Here is a 20,816-nt window from a genome sequence, read left to right as displayed (position 1 = left end):
GGTTGGGTTGGTCGGGCGCGCTGTTGGGTGTCTGAGGGTGCGAGCGTTGCTTGCCCTTCGAATGCCGGTCCCGGTGAAGCGCCACGTTGGTGGTGTGTGACGGGTGGCTGGTCGTTGTTTGAGAACTGCACAGTGGACGCGAGCATCTGTGGCCAAGTTTTTAAGGGCGCACGGTGGATGCCTTGGCACCAGGAACCGATGAAGGACGTGGGAGGCCGCGATAGGCCCCGGGGAGCTGTCAACCGAGCTTTGATCCGGGGGTGTCCGAATGGGGAAACCCGGCAGTCGTCATGGGCTGTCACCCGCTGCTGAACACATAGGCAGTGTGGAGGGAACGCGGGGAAGTGAAACATCTCAGTACCCGCAGGAAGAGAAAACAACCGTGATTCCGGGAGTAGTGGCGAGCGAAACTGGATGAGGCCAAACCGTATTGGTGTGATACCCGGCAGGGGTTGCCAGTGCGGGGTTGTGGGATCTCTTTTCTGCAGTCTGCCGGCTGTGGGACGAGTCAGAAACCGTTGATGTAGGCGAAGGACATGCGAAAGGTCCGGCGTAGAGGGTAAGACCCCCGTAGCTGAAACATTAGCGGCTCGTTTGAGAGACACCCAAGTAGCACGGGGCCCGAGAAATCCCGTGTGAATCTGGCGGGACCACCCGTTAAGCCTAAATATTCCCTGGTGACCGATAGCGGATAGTACCGTGAGGGAATGGTGAAAAGTACCGCGGGAGCGGAGTGAAATAGTACCTGAAACCGTGTGCCTACAAGCCGTGGGAGCGTCGCTGGTGAGTTTTCTCATCAGTCGTGACTGCGTGCCTTTTGAAGAATGAGCCTGCGAGTTAGCGGTGTGTAGCGAGGTTAACCCGTGTGGGGAAGCCGTAGCGAAAGCGAGTCCGAAGAGGGCGTTTGAGTTGCACGCTCTAGACCCGAAGCGGAGTGATCTAGCCATGGGCAGGTTGAAGCGGAGGTAAGACTTCGTGGAGGACCGAACCCACCAGGGTTGAAAACCTGGGGGATGACCTGTGGTTAGGGGTGAAAGGCCAATCAAACTCCGTGATAGCTGGTTCTCCCCGAAATGCATTTAGGTGCAGCGTCGTGTGTTTCTTGCCGGAGGTAGAGCACTGGATAGGCGATGGGCCCTACCGGGTTACTGACCTTAGCCAAACTCCGAATGCCGGTAAGTGAGAGCGCGGCAGTGAGACTGTGGGGGATAAGCTCCATGGTCGAGAGGGAAACAGCCCAGAGCATCGACTAAGGCCCCTAAGCGTGTGCTAAGTGGGAAAGGATGTGGAGTCGCAGAGACAACCAGGAGGTTGGCTTAGAAGCAGCCACCCTTGAAAGAGTGCGTAATAGCTCACTGGTCAAGTGATTCCGCGCCGACAATGTAGCGGGGCTCAAGTACACCGCCGAAGTCGTGTCATTGCGATATTACTCCTAACGGGGATCGTGATGGGTAGGGGAGCGTCGTGTGCCGGGTGAAGCAGCCGTGGAAGCGAGTTGTGGACGGTTCACGAGTGAGAATGCAGGCATGAGTAGCGATACAAGAGTGGGAAACTCTTGCGCCGATTGACTAAGGGTTCCTGGGTCAAGCTGATCTGCCCAGGGTAAGTCGGGACCTAAGGCGAGGCCGACAGGCGTAGTCGATGGACAACCGGTTGATATTCCGGTACCCGCTTTGAAGCGCCCAGTACTGAATCAGGCGATGCTAAGTCCGTGAAGCCGCCCTGATCTCTTCGGAGTTGAGGGGAGTGGTGGAGCCGACGGACCAGACTTGTAGTAGGTAAGCGATGGGGTGACGCAGGAAGGTAGTCCAGCCCGGGCGGTGGTTGTCCCGGGGTAAGGGTGTAGGCCGTGTGATAGGCAAATCCGTCGCACGTTAAGGCTGAGACCTGATGCCGAGCCGATTGTGGTGAAGTGGATGATCCTATGCTGTCGAGAAAAGCCTCTAGTGAGTTTCAAGGCGGCCCGTACCCTAAACCGACTCAGGTGGTCAGGTAGAGAATACCGAGGCGTTCGGGTGAACTATGGTTAAGGAACTCGGCAAAATGCCCCCGTAACTTCGGGAGAAGGGGGGCCATTTCTGGTGAGGGAACTTGCTTCCTGAGCTGGGGGTGGCCGCAGAGACCAGCGAGAAGCGACTGTTTACTAAAAACACAGGTCCGTGCGAAGCCGTAAGGCGATGTATACGGACTGACGCCTGCCCGGTGCTGGAACGTTAAGGGGACCGGTTAGTCAATCTTCGGGTTGGCGAAGCTGAGAACTTAAGCGCCAGTAAACGGCGGTGGTAACTATAACCATCCTAAGGTAGCGAAATTCCTTGTCGGGTAAGTTCCGACCTGCACGAATGGCGTAACGACTTCTCGACTGTCTCAACCATAGGCCCGGTGAAATTGCATTACGAGTAAAGATGCTCGTTTCGCGCAGCAGGACGGAAAGACCCCGGGACCTTTACTATAGCTTGATATTGGTGTTCGGTTCGGCTTGTGTAGGATAGGTGGGAGACTGTGAAGCGCCAACGCCAGTTGGTGTGGAGTCGTTGTTGAAATACCACTCTGGTCGTGCTGGATGTCTAACCTGGGTCCGTGATCCGGATCAGGGACAGTGTCTGGTGGGTAGTTTAACTGGGGCGGTTGCCTCCTAAAGGGTAACGGAGGCGCCCAAAGGTTCCCTCAGCCTGGTTGGTAATCAGGTGTTGAGTGTAAGTGCACAAGGGAGCTTGACTGTGAGACTGACGGGTCGAGCAGGTACGAAAGTAGGGACTAGTGATCCGGCGGTGGCTTGTGGAAGCGCCGTCGCTCAACGGATAAAAGGTACCCCGGGGATAACAGGCTGATCTTCCCCAAGAGTCCATATCGACGGGATGGTTTGGCACCTCGATGTCGGCTCGTCGCATCCTGGGGCTGGAGTCGGTCCCAAGGGTTGGGCTGTTCGCCCATTAAAGCGGTACGCGAGCTGGGTTTAGAACGTCGTGAGACAGTTCGGTCCCTATCCGCTGTGCGCGTAGGAGTCTTGAGAAGGGCTGTCCCTAGTACGAGAGGACCGGGACGGACGGACCTCTGGTGTGCCAGTTGTTCTGCCAAGGGCATGGCTGGTTGGCTACGTTCGGAAAGGATAACCGCTGAAAGCATCTAAGCGGGAAGCCTGCTTCGAGATGAGGGCTCCCTCCCACTTGATGGGGTAAGGCTCCCAGTAGACGACTGGGTTGATAGGCCAGATATGGAAGCATCGTAAGGTGTGGAGTTGACTGGTACTAATAGGCCGAGGGCTTGTCCTCAGTTGCTCGCGTCCACTGTGTTGGTTCTGAAGCCACGAACAGACCAACGGTTGTTCTGAGTTTCATAGTGTTTCGGTGGTTTTAGCGTTAGGGAAACGCCCGGTTACATTCCGAACCCGGAAGCTAAGCCTTTCAGCGCCGATGGTACTGCAGGGGGGACCCTGTGGGAGAGTAGGACGCCGCCGAACAAATTTTGGGATAGACCCCGCACCCTATGGTGCGGGGTCTATCTGTTTTCAGGGCTTCGTTCCCATAGGCAAGGCCGGAGGCTTTGGCTTGGGGACGGGGCCCTTTTCTCTTAGGTGTCGGGGTTGGTTGGCTGCCTCTTCCAGGTGGGCAGCTGCGGATATCTGAATCTGAAGTCGGCTGGTGAAGCTGGCTTGTGGGCTGTGGTGGGGTGTGCGCGGGTGTCCCCGTCTCTTTCGGAGGCGAAATACGGGTTCGTTGCTTTCTCAGTGGGCGAGCGGGAGCCTTCGTCGCTCGGGCGGGCTGCGTGTGAGTGAGGCAGAAGCGCTTGGAGCGCGTGGGAAAGCCGGCGTCTTGGTGACGCCGGCTTTTCGGGGGGACCGGAGGCCGCTTTCGTGCGGCTGGGTGGGGTGGTTACAGGCGGCCGGCGGACTTCAGGGAGAGGTAGGCGTCGGCGAGGTCGGGGGCCAGGTGGTCGGGCGTGGAGTCGATGACCGTGATGCCGTGGCGGCGGAGGCGGTCGGCGGTGCGGTGGCGGGCGGCGCGGGTCTGTTCCGCAGCGGCTGCTGCGTAGACGGCCTGTGGGGTGTGGCGGCCGGTGGCCAGTTCTTCGATGCGGGGATCGGCGACGGCCGCGACGATCAGTTCGTTGCGCTGGGTGAGGGCGGGGAGGAGGGGCAGCAGGGCCTCCTCCATCGGGGCCGTGTCGAGGCCGGTGAAGAGCACGATGAGGGAACGGCGTGTGGTGTGGCGGTGGATGGTCGCCACGAGCCCTCGGGCGTCTGCCTCGACGAGTTCGGGTTCGAGGGGCGCGAGGGCGTCGGTGAGGGCCGGGAGGAGGTCGCGGGCGGTGCGGCCCCGTATGGAGGTGCGTACCCGGCGGTCGTAGGCGAGGAGATCGACGTGGTCGCCGGCGCGGGCGGCGAGGGCGGCGAGGAGCAGTGCGGCGTCCATGGAGGCGTCGAGGCGGGGGGTGTCGCCGACGCGGCCGGCGGAGGTGCGGCCGGTTTCCAGGACGAGGAGGATGCGGCGGTCGCGTTCGGGGCGCCAGGTGCGGACGGCGACGGTGTTCCGGCGGGCGGTGGCGCGCCAGTCGATGGAGCGCGTGTCGTCGCCGGGGGTGTAGTCGCGGAGGCTGTCGAATTCGGTGCCCTCACCGCGGGTCAGGATGCTGGTGCGGCCGTCGAGTTCGCGTAGCCGGGCGAGCTTGGCGGGGAGGTGCTTGCGGCTGGTGAAAGGCGGCAGGACGCGCAGGATCCAGGGGACGTGGTGGCTTCCTTGGCGGGCGGCCAGGCCGAGGGGGCCGTAGGAGCGGACCGTGACGCGGACGGCGTGGTGGTCGCCGCGGCGGGTGGGGCGGAGGGTGGTGGTCAGGCGACGGCGTTCGCCGCCGGGGACGCGGAGGGTGTGCCGGGACGCGGGGATGTCGTCGCCGGGCTGGAACGAGCTCGGGGGCCAGGCGTCGCGGAGTTGGGCACGCAGGGGGCGGCGGCTCGGATTGGTGAGGGTGAGGCCGATGTGGGCTTCGCCCGTTAGTCGAACGCTTGTGTCACCGGTTCGGGTGAAATGGAGCTTTCGCACTGGCGCGGCGAGCGCCAGGTCGCACAAAATTGCTATCAGCAAGGTGAGTTGGACGGCGAGGATCCCGAGCCAGCTGGGGAGGACGAAGCCCACGAGCAGGGCTCCGAGTGCGGAGAGGAGAGCGGTGCGTCCGGTGAGGGCCACGGTGCTGCCTCAGCGGGGTACGGGGAGGTGAGCGAGCACGGCGTTGATGACGGAGTCCGCGGTGACTCCTTCCATCTCGGCCTCGGGCCTGAGGTGTACGCGGTGCCGGAGCGTGGGGAGGGCCAGGGCCTTGACGTCGTCGGGCGTGACGTAGTCGCGGCCGGTCAGCCAGGCCCAGGCACGTGAGGTGGAGAGCAGGGCGGTGGCTCCTCGTGGGGAGACGCCGAGAGACAGCGAGGGGGATTCGCGAGTGGCACGGCAGATATCGACGATGTAGCCGGTGACTTCGGGCGAGACGACGGTCTTGGCGACCGCGTCGCGGGCGGCTTCGAGGTCGGCGGCGGAAGCGACGGGGCGGAGTCCCGCGGCGTTGAGGTCGCGTGGGCTGAAGCCGGCCGCGTGACGGGTGAGGATGTCGATCTCGTCCTGGCGGGCGGGCAGGGACACCGTCAGCTTGAGCAGGAAGCGGTCGAGCTGGGCCTCGGGGAGAGGGTAGGTGCCCTCGTACTCCATGGGGTTTTGCGTGGCGGCGACGAGGAACGGTTCAGGGAGCGGGCGGGGCGTGCCGTCGACCGTGACCTGACGTTCTTCCATCGCTTCGAGCAGGGACGCCTGGGTCTTGGGGGGCGTGCGGTTGATTTCGTCGGCGAGGAGGAGGTTGGTGAAGACGGGGCCGGGCTGGAAGGAGAACTCGGCGCTGCGGGTGTCGTAGACCAGTGAGCCGGTGACGTCGCTGGGCATCAGGTCGGGCGTGAACTGGACGCGCTTGGTGTCGAGTTCGAGGGCCGTCGAGAGGGCGCGTACGAGGAGGGTCTTGGCGACGCCGGGGACGCCTTCGAGGAGCACATGACCACGGCAGAGCAGTGCGACGACCAGGCCGGTGACGGCTGGGTCCTGGCCTACCACTGCCTTGGCTATCTCGGTGCGCAGTTCCTCGAGTGAGGCTCGGGCGCTGTCAGCGGTCGGGGTGGTCACGGGGTGCGTGCCTCTCTTGGGAAACGATCGAGTTTTCAAGGGTGTCGAGTCGGTCGGCCAGGTGCACCAGCGCTCTGTCGTCCGCCGGGGAGGGACCGAAGAGGAGGGCGTCGAGGTCGGGTGCGGCCGGGGAGCCGGTGCCGAGATGGGTGCGGACGGCCGGGAGCAGGATGTCGGGGGTGTGGGCGTGTGCGGAGGGCACGCCGATGAGGGGCGCGAGCCGGGTACGGGTCGCGGAGCGGAGGACGGCCGAGGCCCGGTCGCGGGCGTGGGCCTGTTCGTAGAGGCGGGCGTGGCCCTCGGTGGTCTCGGCGGCCGGGACGGTGACCGGGAGCCGCTCGGGTACCAGGGGGCCGAGCCGGCGGGCACGCCACAGGGCCGCGCAGGCGGCGGCGAGGGCGAGTTGGAGCAGGGCCCAGCTCCAGCCGGAGGGAATGAGGTCGAGGAGGCCGGGCTGGGTGCCCGGTGTGGTCGAGGACGGATCGCTGACGGAGGGGAGGTACCAGACCAGATGCTTGTGCGCACCGAGGAGTTGGAGGGCCAGCGAGGCGTTGCCGCGCTCGGCGAGGTGGTGGTTGTAGAGGAAGTCGGCGGAGCCGAGGAGGACGGTGTCGCGGCCCTGGGGGGCGTCGGCCGGGAGGCGCAGCAGCGTGGGTTGGCCGCCGGCTTGGTAGCAGCGGTCGGCATCGGTGGCGGAGGTGATGTAGCGGAGGCCGCCGAGGAGGGCGTCGCCCGCGGTGCGGGCGGCGGGCAGGGTGCAGCCGGGCGGGCGCGGTGCGTTGCTGATCTCGGGTTCGGCCTGGACGCCGGGGGCGAGGACCTGGAGGGCGCCGCTCCTCGGGGTGAGCAGGACGGTGCGGCCGGGGGTGCGGGACGTCGTGGTCCGGAGTTCGGTCAGCTGACTGTTGGTCAGCATGTCGGGGGCCGTGACGAGGAGTGTGGTGTCCGGTCCGGCCGCGGCGGTGGCCTCGTCGGCGGTGGTCACGACGCGGGTGGTGACGCCGTGGGCGGTGAGGAGCTGGGCGAGTGCCCGGCTGCCGGTCCGGTCCGCGGAGCGGGGGTCGAGCCGGCCGTGCCGTTCGCCGGACTGCAGGGCGGCGAGGGTCAGTCCGCCGATGACGAGCAGCAGCAGCGCCAGCAGGACGCCCCGGGAGCGGGTCCACACACGGCGTGCGGTGGCACCGGGGGCGGTGGTGGCGGTCGGGGCGGCCGTGGTCATCCGTGGCTCCTGGTCGGTGCGGTGGCCAGGTGGGGCTTGGCGCGCTGGAGCTCGGTGTCGAGTTCGGCCAGGAGGGCGTGTGCCCGTTCCGTGCCGGGGCGGCCGCCGTATGCGACGTCGTCGAAGGTGCGGGCCGCGGTGCGGAGTTGCGCGGCGTGTGTGGGGAGGACCAGGCCGGCTTCTGCGGCGGCCTCGTCGGCGGTGCGGCCGGGGCCGGGCGTGAGGAGGGCGCGCTCTTCGAGGGCGAGGACGAGGGCGCGCATGCGGTCCTGGATCGCTTCGTTCCAGTGGCCCTCGGCGGCGTGCCGGTCGGCGGCCGCGCGGTGTTCGGCGGCGGTCCGGGGCTTGTCGGTGAAGAGGGTGCCCGTCGTGGTCGGGGTGCGGCGCACCGCCCCCAGCCGCAGCCGGAGGGCGATGACCAGGAGCAGGACGAACACGGCGACGGCGACGAGCCCGACCCAGCCGCCCGGAGTGGCGCCGGCGGCGGTGCTGAAGAGTTCGCCGATCCGGTTCGAGAGCCAGTTCATGGCGCGCTGGAGGAGGTTGGGGTCGTGCTGGTGGTACCGGGGGTCGGACAGCTCGCGTTCCGCCGCCTCACGGGCGGGGTCGCGAGGGATCCGTACCGGTATGTCGCCGTCGGAGCGTGCGGCCAGGTGTGCGAGCGCGGTGATCTTCCCCCCTGTGGTCACCGCATCAGCTTCCGGGTGCGGTGTCGGTCGGGCGCGGTCCGGGGATGCCGGGGGAGCCGTCCGGGGACGCATCGGGCGCGTCGGGCGACTCGGTCTTCTCCGGGGCCGCGTTTTCCGCCTCGGCGGTCTGGGGCTTCGTCAGCTGAACGGCCGTCGGCTGAGGGCTTGTCTGCTGAGTGCCTGTCGGGTCGGCCGACTGGTCGGACGGGATGTCAGCGGCGGCCGGGGTGGCGGGCGTTGCGTCGGGGGCGGTCCGGGGGGCCGGGGCGCCGCCGGTGGCCGGGGGTGTGGCGGGGGCGCCGGAGCCGTGGCCGGGGAGGCCGGCGGCGCGGGCGAGTTCGAGGTCGAGTGCCTCGCGGCGGATGCGCTGGTCGACGTAGAGGAGCGCGGTGACCCCCGCGCTGATCGGGAAGGTGATCGCCGAGCTGACGATCGCTCCGATGCCCAGCGCGATCAGGAACGGCCAGCCGGTGGCGTTGCTGGTGCCGTTCGCCCAGTCCATGAGGCTCTCCCCGCCTATCAGGAAGGCGATGAAGGTGGTCGGGATCTGGATGATGAACTGGACGATGGAGATCAGCAGGTAGGCGAGGAGCTGGACGCCCAGCACCCGCCACCAGGCGCCGCGGACGAGCTTGGCGGAGCGGCGCATCGAGGCGATGACGCCCTGCTTCTCCAGCATCAGCGCCGGGGAGGCGAGGCTGTAGCGGACCCACAGCCAGATGCTCACGACTCCGCCGGCGAACAGGCCGAGCAGCAGCAGGCCGAGACCGAGGTCGAGCGGGCCGCTGCCCGAGACGAGGATGCCCGGGGTCAGGCCGGCCAGGAAGATGGCGGTGACGATCAGGGGCAGCAGGATGAGCAGGCCCAGCAGCCGCGGCAGCTGGCCGCGGGCGTCGTGCCACGCCTCCCCGGCCGTCACCGAGCGGCCCAGCACCGCCCGGCTGATGACCATGGTCAGCATGCCGGTCGCGATGATCGTGGCGAGCAGCCCGATGAGTGCGGTGATGGCCGAGCCGGTCAGGGAGTTGCCCATCTCGCTCAGGACCTGCCGCAGCGGCGGCCCGGCGCCGTCGTCGAGGTCCGTGGCGCGGTTGGGGCCCTGGAACCACAGGCCGGTGACGACCGTGGCGGTGGTCTGCGACACGACCGCGACGATCAGCGAGATGCCGAGCACGGTGCGCCAGTGGGCGCGCATGGTGGCGACGGCGCCGTCGAGGATCTCGCCGACGCCGAGCGGCCGCAGCGGGATGACACCCGGCTTGGCGACGGGCGGCATGCCGCCCCAGCCGCCGCTCCAGCCGGGACCGCCGCCCCAGCCGCCCTGGGGTCCGGGGCCCGGCGGGGTGGCCCAGCCGCCCGGGGCCCTTCCGGACGAGGCGCGGGAGCGGTCCCCGGCGCCCTGGCCGCTCCGGCCGTCGGGTCCGCCCTGGCCGGGGATGCCGGACGGGGTCGTCCACTGGCCGGGCGGCGGCTGGTTGCCGGACCAGTTCGGCGGGGCCGGCTGCTGGGTCGCGCCGGCGCGGTCTTCCGGGACGGTCGGCTGGGCGGGCTGCTCCGGGGTGCCGCGGTCCGGCTCGTCGGAGGGGGAGGATCCGGGCGAGGCCCAGCCCGGAGAGTTGTTCATCGTCGCTCCTTCTTGCTGCCCGTCCACCGGCGCGGGCGGGGTCCGGGATCCGCGGTGTCAGTCATCGTGTCATGGCCGATGGCGCTCTGTACCCGGGCCCTTCGAGGAAGGGGACCTTCTGTTCGGCGGGGGACCGGCGGCAGACTGAGGGAATGGCTGATCGGCACGAGGTATCGGAGGCGGGCGCCGGGGCGCTCGCGGTCCCGTCGCTGCGCTGGGAGGAGTTGCCCGAGGGGCCGGTCGTGGTCCTTCTCGACCAGACGCGGCTGCCCGCGGAGGAGGTCGAGCTGGTCTGCACGGATGTTCCGGCGCTGGTGCGGGCGATCCGGACGCTGGCCGTGCGGGGTGCGCCGCTGCTGGGCATCGCGGGCGCGTACGGCGTCGCGCTGGCCGCGGCACGAGGATTCGACGTCGAGGAGGCGGCCCAGGCGCTGGCGTCCGCCCGGCCGACCGCGGTCAATCTCGGTTACGGCGTCCGGCGTGCGGCCGGGGCGTTCCGGGAGGCGGCGGCCGGTGGCGCCGGTCCGGAGGATGCGGCGGCGGCAGCGCTGGCCGAGGCGCGGGCCGTCCATGCGGAGGACGTCGAGGCCAGCGCGCGTATGGCGCGGCACGGCCGGGAGCTTCTGGGCGAGCTGCTGCCGGGCGGCGGGCACCGGATTCTCACGCACTGCAACACGGGTGCCCTGGTCTCGGGCGGTGAGGGGACCGCCCTGGCGGTGGCGCTGGCGGTGCATCGGGCCGGTGAGCTGCGGCGGTTGTGGGTGGACGAGACGCGTCCGCTGCTGCAGGGGGCGCGGCTGACGGCGTACGAGGCGGCGCGGGCCGGGATGGCGTACACGGTGCTGGTGGACGGCGCCGCCGGCTCGCTGTTCGCGGCCGGCGAGGTGGATGCGGTGCTGATCGGGGCCGACCGGATAGCCGCGGACGGCGCGGTCGCCAACAAGATCGGCAGCTATCCGCTGGCGGTGCTCGCCCGCCACCACCATGTCCCCTTCATCGTGGTGGCGCCGACCAGCACGGTGGATCTGGAGACGGAGGAAGGAGCGGCCATCGAGGTGGAGCAGCGGCCCGGCCATGAAGTGACGGAGTTCGCCCTGCCGCACCTCCAGGGTGCCGGGGTGGAGGGCGGCTCGGGGATTCCGGTGGCGCCGCTGGGCGCGCTGGCCTACAACCCGGCCTTCGACGTGACGCCCGCCGAGCTGGTGACGGCGATCGTGACGGAGGCCGGAGTGGTGTCGCCGGTGACCCGTGAGCGACTGGCGGACGTGTGTTCCGTCTCACGATGGAGAAAGTCACGATCAGGTAATGGGATGATGGCCGAATGAAGGGACGCGTCCTGGTCGTCGACGACGACACCGCACTGGCAGAGATGCTCGGCATCGTGCTGCGCGGCGAGGGCTTTGAACCGTCGTTCGTGTCGGACGGCGACAAGGCGCTCGCTGCGTTCCGCGAGACCAAGCCCGATCTTGTGCTGCTCGACCTGATGCTGCCCGGTCGGGACGGCATAGAGGTGTGCCGGCTGATCCGGGCCGAGTCGGGTGTGCCGATCGTCATGCTGACCGCCAAGAGCGACACCGTGGACGTGGTGGTCGGCCTCGAGTCGGGGGCGGACGACTACGTCGTCAAGCCGTTCAAGCCCAAGGAGCTGGTGGCGCGGATCCGGGCCCGGCTGCGGCGCTCGGAGGAGCCGGCGCCCGAGCAGCTGGCCATCGGGGACCTGGTCATCGATGTGGCGGGGCACTCCGTGAAGCGGGACGGCCAGTCGATCGCGCTGACCCCGCTGGAGTTCGACCTGCTGGTGGCGCTGGCGCGCAAGCCGTGGCAGGTGTTCACCCGCGAGGTGCTGCTGGAGCAGGTCTGGGGTTACCGCCATGCCGCGGACACCCGGCTGGTCAACGTCCATGTGCAGCGCCTGCGCTCCAAGGTCGAGCGGGACCCGGAGCGCCCGGAGATCGTGGTGACCGTGCGCGGTGTCGGCTACAAGGCCGGGCCCAGCTGAGATGACCCGGGACGGTTCGGCCCCGGAGGGACAGCGGGGGCGCACCGTCGACCCGGCGAGCGATATGTCCTTTTCGGGTCGGTTGGCGGCGCGGTTGCTGCGCGGCGGGCAGTTGCTGCCCGACGGCGCGGTGAGCGGGCCGGTCCATCCCCTGCTGCGGCTCTTCAGCCGCTGGGTGCGGCGGCCGCTGCTGCCCGCGCTGCGACTTTGGCGGCGCAACATCCAGCTGCGGGTCGTCGCCACCACCCTGCTGATGTCGCTGGCCGTGGTGCTGCTGCTCGGCGTCGTGGTCGTCGGGCAGGTCCGCAACGGCCTCCTCACCGCCAAGGCGCAGGCCGCCCAGAGTCAGGCCGTCGGCGGCTTCGAGGTCGCCCGGAAACTGGCCGACGGCGGCGACGACAACCACACCGACGACACCAGCCGCACCGCCAGCCGCGGCACCCAGGACTCCGCGACCTGGCTGACCAGCCTCGTCGAGCAGCTCGCCAGCGGCGGGCAGGGCGTCTTCTCGGTCGTCGCCCTCAGTTCCGACACCGACGAGCCGTTCGGCGACTCCACCCCCGGCACCCGCGGACCACGTGCCTCCGGGGACGTCGACCCCGAGCGCAGCGTGCCCCTCGAACTGCGGCGGAAGCTGGACAGCAAGTCCGGGACGTTCCGTGAGTACACCCAGATCAAGCGCATCGGCTCCCACGACGGAGTGCCGGCGCTGATCATCGGCAAGCGCCTCAACGACATCAACGGCAACCAGTACCAGCTCTACTACCTCTTCCCGTTCAGCCAGGAAGCGGAGTCCCTCAAGCTGGTCACCGGGACGCTGGCCACCGCCGGGGTGTTCGTCGTGATCCTGCTCGGCGCCATCGCCTGGCTCGTCGTGCGGCAGGTCGTCACCCCCGTACGGATGGCCGCCGGGATCTCCGAGCGGCTGGCCGCCGGCCTCCTCCAGGAGCGGATGAAGGTCACCGGCGAGGACGACATCGCCCGCCTCGGCGAGTCCTTCAACAAGATGGCGCAGAACCTCCAGCTCAAGATCCAGCAGCTGGAGGAGCTGTCCCGGATGCAGCGGCGGTTCGTCTCCGACGTCTCGCACGAGCTGCGCACCCCGCTGACGACCGTACGGATGGCCGCCGACGTCATCCACGAGGTCCGGGACGAGTTCGACCCCGCCACCGCGCGCTCCGCGGAGCTGCTGCGCGGCCAGCTCGACCGCTTCGAGTCGCTGCTCGCCGAACTGCTGGAGATCAGCCGGTTCGACGCGGGCGCGGCGGCCCTGGAGGCCGAACCCGTCGACCTGCGCGACGTGGTCCACCGCGTCATCGAGGGCGCCGAACCGCTCGCCGAACGCAAGGGCACCCGCATCGTGGTGCGCGGCGCCGAGCACCCCGTCATGGCCGAGGCCGACCCGCGGCGCGTGGAGCGCATCCTGCGCAACCTCGTCGTCAACGCCGTCGAGCACGGCGAGGGCCGGGACGTCGTGGTCCGGCTGGCGTCCGCCGGCGGCCGCAGCGACGGCGCGGTGGGCGTCGCCGTCCGGGACTACGGCGTCGGCCTCAAGCCCGGCGAGGCGACCCGGGTCTTCAACCGCTTCTGGCGCGCGGACCCGGCCCGGGCCCGGACGACCGGCGGCACCGGCCTCGGCCTGTCCATCGCCATAGAGGACGCCCGGCTGCACGGCGGTTGGCTGCAGGCGTGGGGCGAGCCGGGCGGTGGCTCGCAGTTCCGGCTGACGCTGCCCCGCACGGCCGGCGAGACGCTGCGCGGCTCCCCGATCCCCCTGGAGCCGGAGGACTCCCGGCGCAACCGCGGCCTGGACGAGCACGGCCGGCCCCGTGCCGGCACGGGCCGCGCGACGCCCGCCATCCCCGCGCAGCCCCGCCCCGGCGCCCAGCACGCACCGGCCCGTCCCGCAGCGACCCCGCCGGCGCTGCCCCCCGGCGGCACCCGCGTGCCATCCCAGCAGCCCCCCGCCCGCAAGACCGAGGACGCCGCCCGTGACGACGTCACCGGCGACGGCACCCGCGCCGACGACGCACCGGGCCCGGGCGCGACCGACGAGCCGGTGCGGACCGGCGGCCCGGGAGCCCCCGGCGGTCGGGCGGCCGCCGCCGACAGCACGCAACAGGAGACCGGACGCGACGTGGAACGGGAAGGCGGGCGGCGTGGGCGCTGAGCACGAGGACGAGCGCGCGGCGCGCACCCCGCGGTTCCGCGCGCCCACACGCCGCGGCACCGGGACCGGGACCGGGACCGGGACCGCGACCGGCATCGGGACCGGCGCCGCGCGCACCGGACGCAAGGCCGTCCTGCTGGGCTGCGCCGGCGCCCTGCTGGCCGGCTGCGCGTCCATGCCGGACAGCGGAGACGTCACCGCGGTCGACCAACCCCCGCGCGCCGACGGGGACTCGCAGGTGCGGGTCTACGGCGTTCCCCCGCAGGACGGCGCCCAGCCGACCAACATCGTGCGCAGCTTCCTCGACGCGACCACCAGCGACGAGGCGGACTTCCGCACCGCCCGGATGTATCTGGCCAAGTCGACACGGCAGACCTGGCGGCCCTTCCTCGTCACCAACGTGCTCCAGGAGCGGCCCAAGTCCGCGCCTGAACCGGCGGCCCAGGCCGGCCGCGAGGACGCCACCGGCTACACCGTCACGCTCTCCGGCAGCCAGGTGGCGATGGTGGACGCCAACCACGCCTACACCCCGGAGGAGAAGCCGTACAGCCAGACGATCCACCTCATCAAGGAGGGGGACCAGTGGCGCATCGACCGGCTGCCCGACGGGCTGGTGCTGGGGCAGTCCGACTTCCAGCGCATCTACCGCTCCGTCAACAAGTACTACTTCGCGTCCTACAAGTCCGAGTCGGACGACCCCAAGGCGGGCAAGAACGTCCTCGTCGCCGACCCGGTCTATCTGCGACAGCGGATAAAGCCGATCACCTCCAGTGTGGAGGCGCTGCTCACCGGCCCCACCGACTGGCTGGACCGGGTGACGACGTCGGCGTTCCCGCCCGGCACCCGGCTCGCCGCCCGTGACCTGTCCCTGGACGACTCCAACGCCCTCCAGGTCAAGCTCAGCAAGCAGGCGGTGAACACCGACACCGCCCAGTGCAAGCGGATGGCCGCTCAACTCTTCTTCACCGTCCAGGACATGACGCGGGCTTCGAAGATCAGCGAGGTGGAGCTCCAGGACCCGAGCGGCAACTCGCTGTGCGCGCTGACGCAGGATCAGGCCGAGCGGGACTTCGCCGCGCCCGGCCACAACGGGCACTCCGGCAGGGAGTACTTCATCGACGCCCAGCATCGCGTCGTCGCGATGTCGGACGCGGCCACCGAACCGACGCCGGTGGGCGGCCCGTTCGGCACCGGAAAGACTCCGCTGCGCTCGGTCGCCATCTCGCGCAAGGAGACCACCGCGGCCGGGGTGACGGCCGACGGGCGGAACCTCTACGTCGCCGGTCTGGAGGACGGCACGGAGCGCGGGCCGCTGCTGACCAGCGCCGGTTCGGCGAAGAACGCCGACGGGGGGCTGACCGCGCCGAGTTGGGACGGCCTGGGCGACCTGTGGATCGCCGACCGCGACGCGCACGGGTCGCGGCTGCTGCGGATGCGCGAGGGGAAGGGCGATCCGGAGGAGGTCGCGGTGCCCGGCCTCGGCCAGCGGCGGATCAAGGCGATCAAGGTGGCCGCGGACGGCATACGGATCGCGATCCTGGTCGAGGACAAGGGGCGTACGACGCTCCAACTCGGCCGCGTCGAGCGGGAGGGCACCTCCCTCCACCCGACGCTGTCGGTGCAGGAACTGCGGCCGATCGCGCCCCAGTTGGAGGATGTGGTGGCCGCGTCCTGGGCGGGCGGCAGCCGGCTGGTGGTCGTGGGCCGGGAGGCCGGCGGGGTACAGCAGATGCAGTTCATGGAGACCGACGGCTCGGCCTCGGACACGCAGACGTTGCCCGGTGTCAACGGCGTCAAGGCGGTGGCGGCCTCCGAGGACGAGACCCGCCCGCTGATCGCCGACGCCACGGAGGGCATAGTGCGACTGCCCCCCGACGCCAACTGGAAGACGGTGGCGAAGGACGGCGCGGCGCCGGTCTATCCGGGGTGAGCCGCGGCCCGTGGCCGGGGACGTGTGATGCGTGATGCGTGATGCGTGACGTGGTTGCGGCGTACGTGCGATGCGCGACGGGGGTGTGCGACAGGGACGTCGTGGCGCGTGAGGTGACATGAGCTGACGTATGGGTCCGCTTGGTCCGTTTCGGGGCATGCCCGCCCTGTCCCGCCCTGCCTTGTCCTCGTGGTCCTCGTGTGTGGATCTGTATCTGTCCGACCCGTACCCGTACCCGTACCTGGATCCGGGCGCGGATCCCTGTCCGGATCCGCGCTGCTCGTGGCCGTCTCGGCGAAGTTGTCCACAGGGGTGGTGGCGGGGGCCGCGTGACGCGACAGTGGAGTCATGCGGGGGGTCTGGCGAGAGCTGGCGGGTCTGGTCCTGCCGGTCGACTGTGCGGGGTGTGGTCGGCTGCGTACGGAGCTGTGTGCGGCGTGCTGCCGGGCACTGTGGCGCGGCGGCCGCGGTGCCGGGCGGGTGCGGCCGTGGCCCGTGCCCGCGGGGCTGCCGCGGGTGTGGGCCGGCGCGCCCTACGCCGACGAGGTGCGCGCCGTGCTGCTGGCGCACAAGGAGCGCGGCGCGCTGCGGCTGGCCGCGCCGCTGGGAGCGGTACTGGCGGGGGCGGTGCGGGGGGTGGGGGGAGGGGGCGGCCCCCTCCTGCTGGTGCCGGTCCCCTCCGCGCGTTCCGCCGTTGCCGGCCGCGGCCACGATCCCGTCCTCCGGATCGCGCTGGCGGCCTCCGCCGGACTGCGGCGTTCCGGTGTCGGCGTGCGGATGCTGGCGGTGCTGCGGCAGCGTCGTACCGTGGCCGATCAGGCGGGGTTGGACGCCCGGCAGCGGTTGGCGAACGTCGCGGGCGCGCTGGAGGTGCCGGGCGCGGCAAGGAGGCTGCTGGCCGGGGCGCCGGTGGTGCTGGTGGACGATCTGGTGACGACGGGGGCCACGCTCGCCGAGGCGGCACGGGCGGTCGGGGCGGCCGGTGGCCGGGTGGCCGGGGCCGCCGTGGTGGCCGCACCACGCAGTTCGTTCCTTTCGTTTTCAACGGAAGTGGGGCGCCGGGTCTGAGCGGAAGGAAGGAGGGGCCGCCGGCCCCGGCCGAGTGAGCCCGCCGGCCTCGTCTGCGGCCGGCAGCCTGCCGTCCGGCGGTCTTCCGCTGCCTGGCGGTCTTCCGGCTGCGCCCGTGCCATGCCCGATCGTGCCGCGCCCCCGTGGGCTGCCCGTCCGACCGTGCCCGGCCGTGTCCGGTCGGCGGTGGGCGTCGCGTGCCCGGCGTGACTGCGCCACATGTCCGACGAGATTGCGCCGCGTATCCGACGGGCCGCCCCCTGTGCCCGGAGCCGCAAGGCCACCGAACCGAACCGTCCCGGTGCGCCGAGCCGTCAGCGTCACGCCGGGCCCGCCGGGTGCCCCGTACCCCGAGCCATCGGGGTAATCGTGGTGCTCACCCGTTGACGGGCGGTCCCGCTCTCCGGCGTCCGGCGGGCGGGCGCCCGGCCGCGCGGTGCCGGACCAGGGGTCGGCGGGGGCCGAGAGTAAAGGGAACTGGGCGGGACGAGGAGTCGTTGCTGGTAGTGAGCGCCGATTTTCACTCAAACGGAGCTGGTCGTGGCGAGGGGGTGCCGACACCGGTCCAGTGGAGCTATGTTCGGTTGTGAGGACTTGGCGGACGCTTTGCCTCGGATGTCGTGTTGCGTGCTTTTCAGGGTTTTTCAGCGATCCTGAAAACGTGGGAATGGAGATCTCGCCCCTTGGGGAGGAGGAGGTGAACGTCGCCAGTCCGAGGTTCCGGCACTCACCGGGGCCTGGTGCAAGAAGGAGCTGCTCCGCTTGCTGAGCGGGGCGATCCGGGAACGGAGTTCTGCGTGGACATCGTCGTCAAGGGCCGCAAGACCGAGGTGCCCGAGCGGTTCCGCAAGCACGTGGCCGAGAAGCTGAAGCTGGACAAGGTCCAGAAGCTCGATGGCAAGGCGATGAGCCTGGACGTCGAGGTGTCCAAGGAGCCCAACCCGCGGCAGGCCGACCGTTCCGACCGAGTGGAGATCACGCTCCGCTCCCGTGGCCCGGTGGTCCGGGCCGAGGCGGCCGCAGCCGACCCGTACGCCGCGCTGGACCTGGCGACAGCCAAGCTGGAGGCGCGCCTGCGGAAACAGAACGACAAGCGTCACTCGCGCCGCGGCAACGGACGCATTCCGGCGAGCGAGGTCGCGATCACCGTCCCCGACGCGGCACGGCTGAACGGCCACGGCCTGACGGCCGCGGAGGAGGCCGCGGAGCGGGAGAAGGTGCCGACGACCCGGATGGGTTCACTGGAGATCCAGGGCGAAGGGCCCGTGGTCGTCCGCGAGAAGACCCATTCGGCCGCGCCGATGACGCTTGACCAGGCGCTCTACGAGATGGAGTTGGTCGGACACGACTTCTATCTCTTTGTCGACGCCGAGAGCAAGCAGCCGAGTGTCGTCTACCGGCGGCACGCTTACGACTACGGAGTCATCCACTTGAATTCCGACGCGTTCGGAGAGGAATCGCCCGGCGGCGCAGGGGGCGCGCTGGGCGGCTGACCCCTACCCGTTCGGTGCCCCCGGCGCACGCCCGGGGGCACCATCGTGCCTGCGGAGGGCTGGAGTTGAAGCCGTATAGTGTTTGTGCCAGCCGGGGAGTATGTGGGCACGAAACGGCGACATGCCGGGGAGACCGTCGTATGGCATTGATCGGGCCGGCCGCAAAGGGCTGTTGTCAACCAGCCTTATATCCAAGCTCTGGCCATCGGCCGAGTGGTTGACGGGGAGGAAACATGGGGGAGAGTTTCGGGCCCGTGCGGGACGCGGACGGCGGCGTCTGCGGGATGGGTGCCGACGACGGGGAAGGGGCGGCGCGGGTGCCGCGCAAGGAGCCGATCCGCGTCCTGGTCGTGGACGATCACGCGCTCTTCCGCCGCGGCCTGGAGATCGTGCTGGCGCAGGAGGAGGACATCCAGGTCGTCGGCGAGGCGGGCGACGGCGCGGAGGCGGTCGACAAGGCCGCCGACCTGCTGCCCGACATCGTGTTGATGGATGTGCGGATGCCCCGGCGCGGCGGGATCGAGGCGTGCACCTCCATCAAGGAGGTGGCCCCCAGCGCGAAGATCATCATGCTCACGATCAGCGACGAAGAGGCCGATCTCTACGATGCGATCAAGGCGGGTGCCACCGGCTATCTCCTCAAGGAGATCTCCACCGACGAGGTGGCCACCGCCATCCGGGCCGTCGCGGACGGGCAGTCGCAGATCAGCCCGTCGATGGCGTCGAAGCTCCTGACGGAGTTCAAATCGATGATCCAGCGCACCGACGAGCGTCGTCTGGTGCCGGCGCCCCGGCTCACCGACCGCGAGCTGGAGGTCCTCAAACTCGTCGCCACGGGCATGAACAACCGCGATATCGCCAAGGAGTTGTTCATCTCCGAGAACACCGTCAAGAATCATGTGCGCAACATCCTGGAGAAGCTCCAGCTGCATTCCCGGATGGAAGCCGTGGTGTATGCGATGCGGGAGAAGATTCTCGAAATCCGGTGAGCCCGGTACGGGCGGTACGGACCCCGGCCCGGTGACGGCGGGGCCGCCCCCTCGATTGCGGGTGACCCCGGAGTCACGTCGCCGGTCTTGTGTGTGATGCCGTGCCGGGTGGTCCGTTGCCGAGCCGGGTCAGGCCGTGGTGTTCTCCTCGCTGCCGGCCCGAAGACAGGTGTCGCTGTCGTCGGTGGTGCGGGTGAGTTCCGTGCGCAGGGCGGCGGCCAGCTGCGGGTCGTCGCAGCGTTCGACGCGGACGGCGTCGCAGCCCACCCAGGTCGCGGCCTCGTGGAGGGCCCGGGCCATGGGGGCTACGGCCTGGGGGCCCTGGAGCGAGAGCTGGCGGGCGACCAGGGTGCTGCCCTCGCGGGCGGGGTCGACGCGGCCGACCAGCCTGCCGCCGGCCAGCAGGGGCATCGCGAAATAGCCGTGTATCCGCTTGGCCTTGGGGACGTATGCCTCCAGGCGGTGGGTGAAGCCGAAGATCCGTTCCGTCCGCGGGCGGTCCCAGATCAGGGAGTCGAACGGGGAGAGCAGGGTCGTGCGGTGCCGGCCGCGGGGCGGGGCGGCGAGCGCCGCCGGATCCGCCCACGCGGGCCGGGCCCAGCCCTCGACGGTCACCGGCACCAGCCCGGTGCCCTCGATGACGGCGTCCACCTGCTCGGCCTTGAGGCGGTGGTAGTCGGCGAGGTCGGCGCGGGTGGCCACGCCCATGGCCGCGCCGGCCTGGGCGACCAGGCGCCGTATGCACTCGGTGTCGTCGAGGTCGTCGTGGAGCAGCTGCTCGGGGACGGCGCGCTCGGCGAGGTCGTAGATCCGCTTCCAGCCGCGGCGCTCGGTGCAGACGACGTCGCCGGTGTCCAACAGCCACTCCACGGCGATCTTGGTCTCGGACCAGTCCCACCACTCCCCGCCGCCCGCCCGTCGCCCGCCACCGCCCGGATCGGAAGCGCTGCGCGCTGCTGTGACATCGCCGCCCAGCTGGGAGGTGGTGAGCGGGCCGTCCGCCCGGAGGCGGTCCAGGACGGCGGCGCAGGAGCGGGCGGAGTCCTTCATGACGTGCCAGCGGTGGCCCCTGGCGCGCCGGGCGCGGCGGCGGAAGGCGAAGTGCGGCCACTCCTCGATGGGCAGGATGCAGGCCGCGTGCGACCAGTACTCGAAGCTGTGCGGCCGGGCCGGGGAACCGTCCGCCGGGGCGGCCGACCAGTAGGCGGCCTCGACGGCGGGGCGGCCGACCGCGCCGAGGCGGGCGTACGGCACCAGCTCGTGGGAGCGGGCGAGCACCGAGATCGTGTCGAGCTGGACCGCCCCGAGCCGGCGCAGCATGCCGCGGACGCCCGCCCGTCGGTCCGGGGCGCCGAGCAGGCCCTGGGCCCGCAGGGCCATCCGCCGGGCGTCGTCGGCGGACAGGGTCGTCACGGGGCGTGGTGCGGGCTGGCGCTGCGTCACTCCGGTCATGTCGCACAGCGTAGGGGCGGCCACT

General features: G+C 70.0%; 13 protein-coding genes and 2 rRNA genes. 9 read left to right on the top strand and 6 right to left on the bottom strand.

All coding sequences use genetic code 11. From position 1 onward, the window contains the following. Window positions 1-150 precede the first annotated feature (150 nt). Window positions 151-3,272 (top strand): 23S ribosomal RNA (locus K2224_RS02750). Between the two features lie 71 nt (window positions 3,273-3,343). Further along, window positions 3,344-3,460: ribosomal RNA gene (rrf, locus tag K2224_RS02745) — 5S ribosomal RNA — on the top strand. A gap of 412 nt (window positions 3,461-3,872) precedes the next feature. Here rrf and K2224_RS02740 read toward each other — a convergent pair. From K2224_RS02740 to K2224_RS02720, 5 genes are read right to left on the bottom strand one after another with little or no spacing between them, the layout of a single operon-like run. Further along, on the bottom strand, window positions 3,873-5,183 hold the full coding sequence (locus K2224_RS02740) for a DUF58 domain-containing protein (RefSeq protein ID WP_221905075.1): 1,311 nt from the start codon (window positions 5,181-5,183) through the stop codon (window positions 3,873-3,875). Between the two features lie 9 nt (window positions 5,184-5,192). After that, window positions 5,193-6,158: a MoxR family ATPase gene (locus K2224_RS02735; protein ID WP_221905074.1), complete on the bottom strand. Its 966-nt coding sequence runs from the start codon at window positions 6,156-6,158 to the stop codon at window positions 5,193-5,195. Continuing rightward, window positions 6,139-7,377, bottom strand: a complete 1,239-nt coding sequence (locus K2224_RS02730; protein WP_221905073.1) for a DUF4350 domain-containing protein — start codon at window positions 7,375-7,377, stop codon at window positions 6,139-6,141. Before K2224_RS02730 ends, K2224_RS02735 begins: the two co-directional genes overlap by 20 nt. Then, entirely contained in the window at window positions 7,374-8,066 is a 693-nt protein-coding gene (locus K2224_RS02725; RefSeq protein WP_221905072.1) for a DUF4129 domain-containing protein, read from the bottom strand. Before K2224_RS02725 ends, K2224_RS02730 begins: the two co-directional genes overlap by 4 nt. A 4-nt stretch (window positions 8,067-8,070) precedes the next feature. Beyond that, window positions 8,071-9,690 (bottom strand): hypothetical protein, encoded by a 1,620-nt coding sequence (locus K2224_RS02720; RefSeq protein ID WP_221905071.1) that lies wholly within the window; start codon window positions 9,688-9,690, stop codon window positions 8,071-8,073. Between the two features lie 152 nt (window positions 9,691-9,842). Between K2224_RS02720 and mtnA the strand changes: the two genes are divergently transcribed. From mtnA to K2224_RS02685, 7 genes are all read left to right on the top strand, one after another. Then, complete coding sequence (mtnA, locus tag K2224_RS02715; RefSeq protein ID WP_221905070.1) at window positions 9,843-11,015, top strand: S-methyl-5-thioribose-1-phosphate isomerase; 1,173 nt, start codon at window positions 9,843-9,845, stop codon at window positions 11,013-11,015. After that, on the top strand, window positions 11,012-11,689 hold the full coding sequence (gene mtrA, locus K2224_RS02710; RefSeq protein ID WP_018542117.1) for a two-component system response regulator MtrA: 678 nt from the start codon (window positions 11,012-11,014) through the stop codon (window positions 11,687-11,689). The genes mtnA and mtrA overlap by 4 nt, the downstream gene beginning before the upstream one ends. Before the next feature lie 64 nt (window positions 11,690-11,753). Continuing rightward, complete coding sequence (gene mtrB, locus K2224_RS02705) at window positions 11,754-13,859, top strand: MtrAB system histidine kinase MtrB (RefSeq protein WP_260692311.1); 2,106 nt, start codon at window positions 11,754-11,756, stop codon at window positions 13,857-13,859. Next, window positions 13,849-15,789: an LpqB family beta-propeller domain-containing protein gene (locus K2224_RS02700; protein ID WP_221905069.1), complete on the top strand. Its 1,941-nt coding sequence runs from the start codon at window positions 13,849-13,851 to the stop codon at window positions 15,787-15,789. Before mtrB ends, K2224_RS02700 begins: the two co-directional genes overlap by 11 nt. Window positions 15,790-16,137: 348 nt before the next feature. Further along, a complete protein-coding gene (locus tag K2224_RS02695) occupies window positions 16,138-16,857 on the top strand; it encodes a ComF family protein (protein ID WP_221905068.1) in 720 nt (239 codons plus the stop codon). Between the two features lie 797 nt (window positions 16,858-17,654). After that, a complete protein-coding gene (hpf, locus tag K2224_RS02690; RefSeq protein WP_018542121.1) occupies window positions 17,655-18,350 on the top strand; it encodes a ribosome hibernation-promoting factor, HPF/YfiA family in 696 nt (231 codons plus the stop codon). Between the two features lie 233 nt (window positions 18,351-18,583). Continuing rightward, window positions 18,584-19,339, top strand: a complete 756-nt coding sequence (locus tag K2224_RS02685; RefSeq protein ID WP_221905067.1) for a response regulator transcription factor — start codon at window positions 18,584-18,586, stop codon at window positions 19,337-19,339. Window positions 19,340-19,468: 129 nt separating this feature from the next. Here K2224_RS02685 and K2224_RS02680 read toward each other — a convergent pair whose 3' ends face one another. Continuing rightward, complete coding sequence (locus tag K2224_RS02680) at window positions 19,469-20,791, bottom strand: winged helix-turn-helix domain-containing protein (RefSeq protein WP_221905066.1); 1,323 nt, start codon at window positions 20,789-20,791, stop codon at window positions 19,469-19,471. Between the last annotated feature and the right edge of the window lie 25 nt (window positions 20,792-20,816).

The organism is Streptomyces sp. BHT-5-2 (assembly GCF_019774615.1).
Taxonomy (GTDB): Bacteria; Actinomycetota; Actinomycetes; order Streptomycetales; family Streptomycetaceae; genus Streptomyces.
Note: the sequence above shows the minus strand (reverse complement) of the source record. Positions and strands in the feature narration are given on the sequence as shown.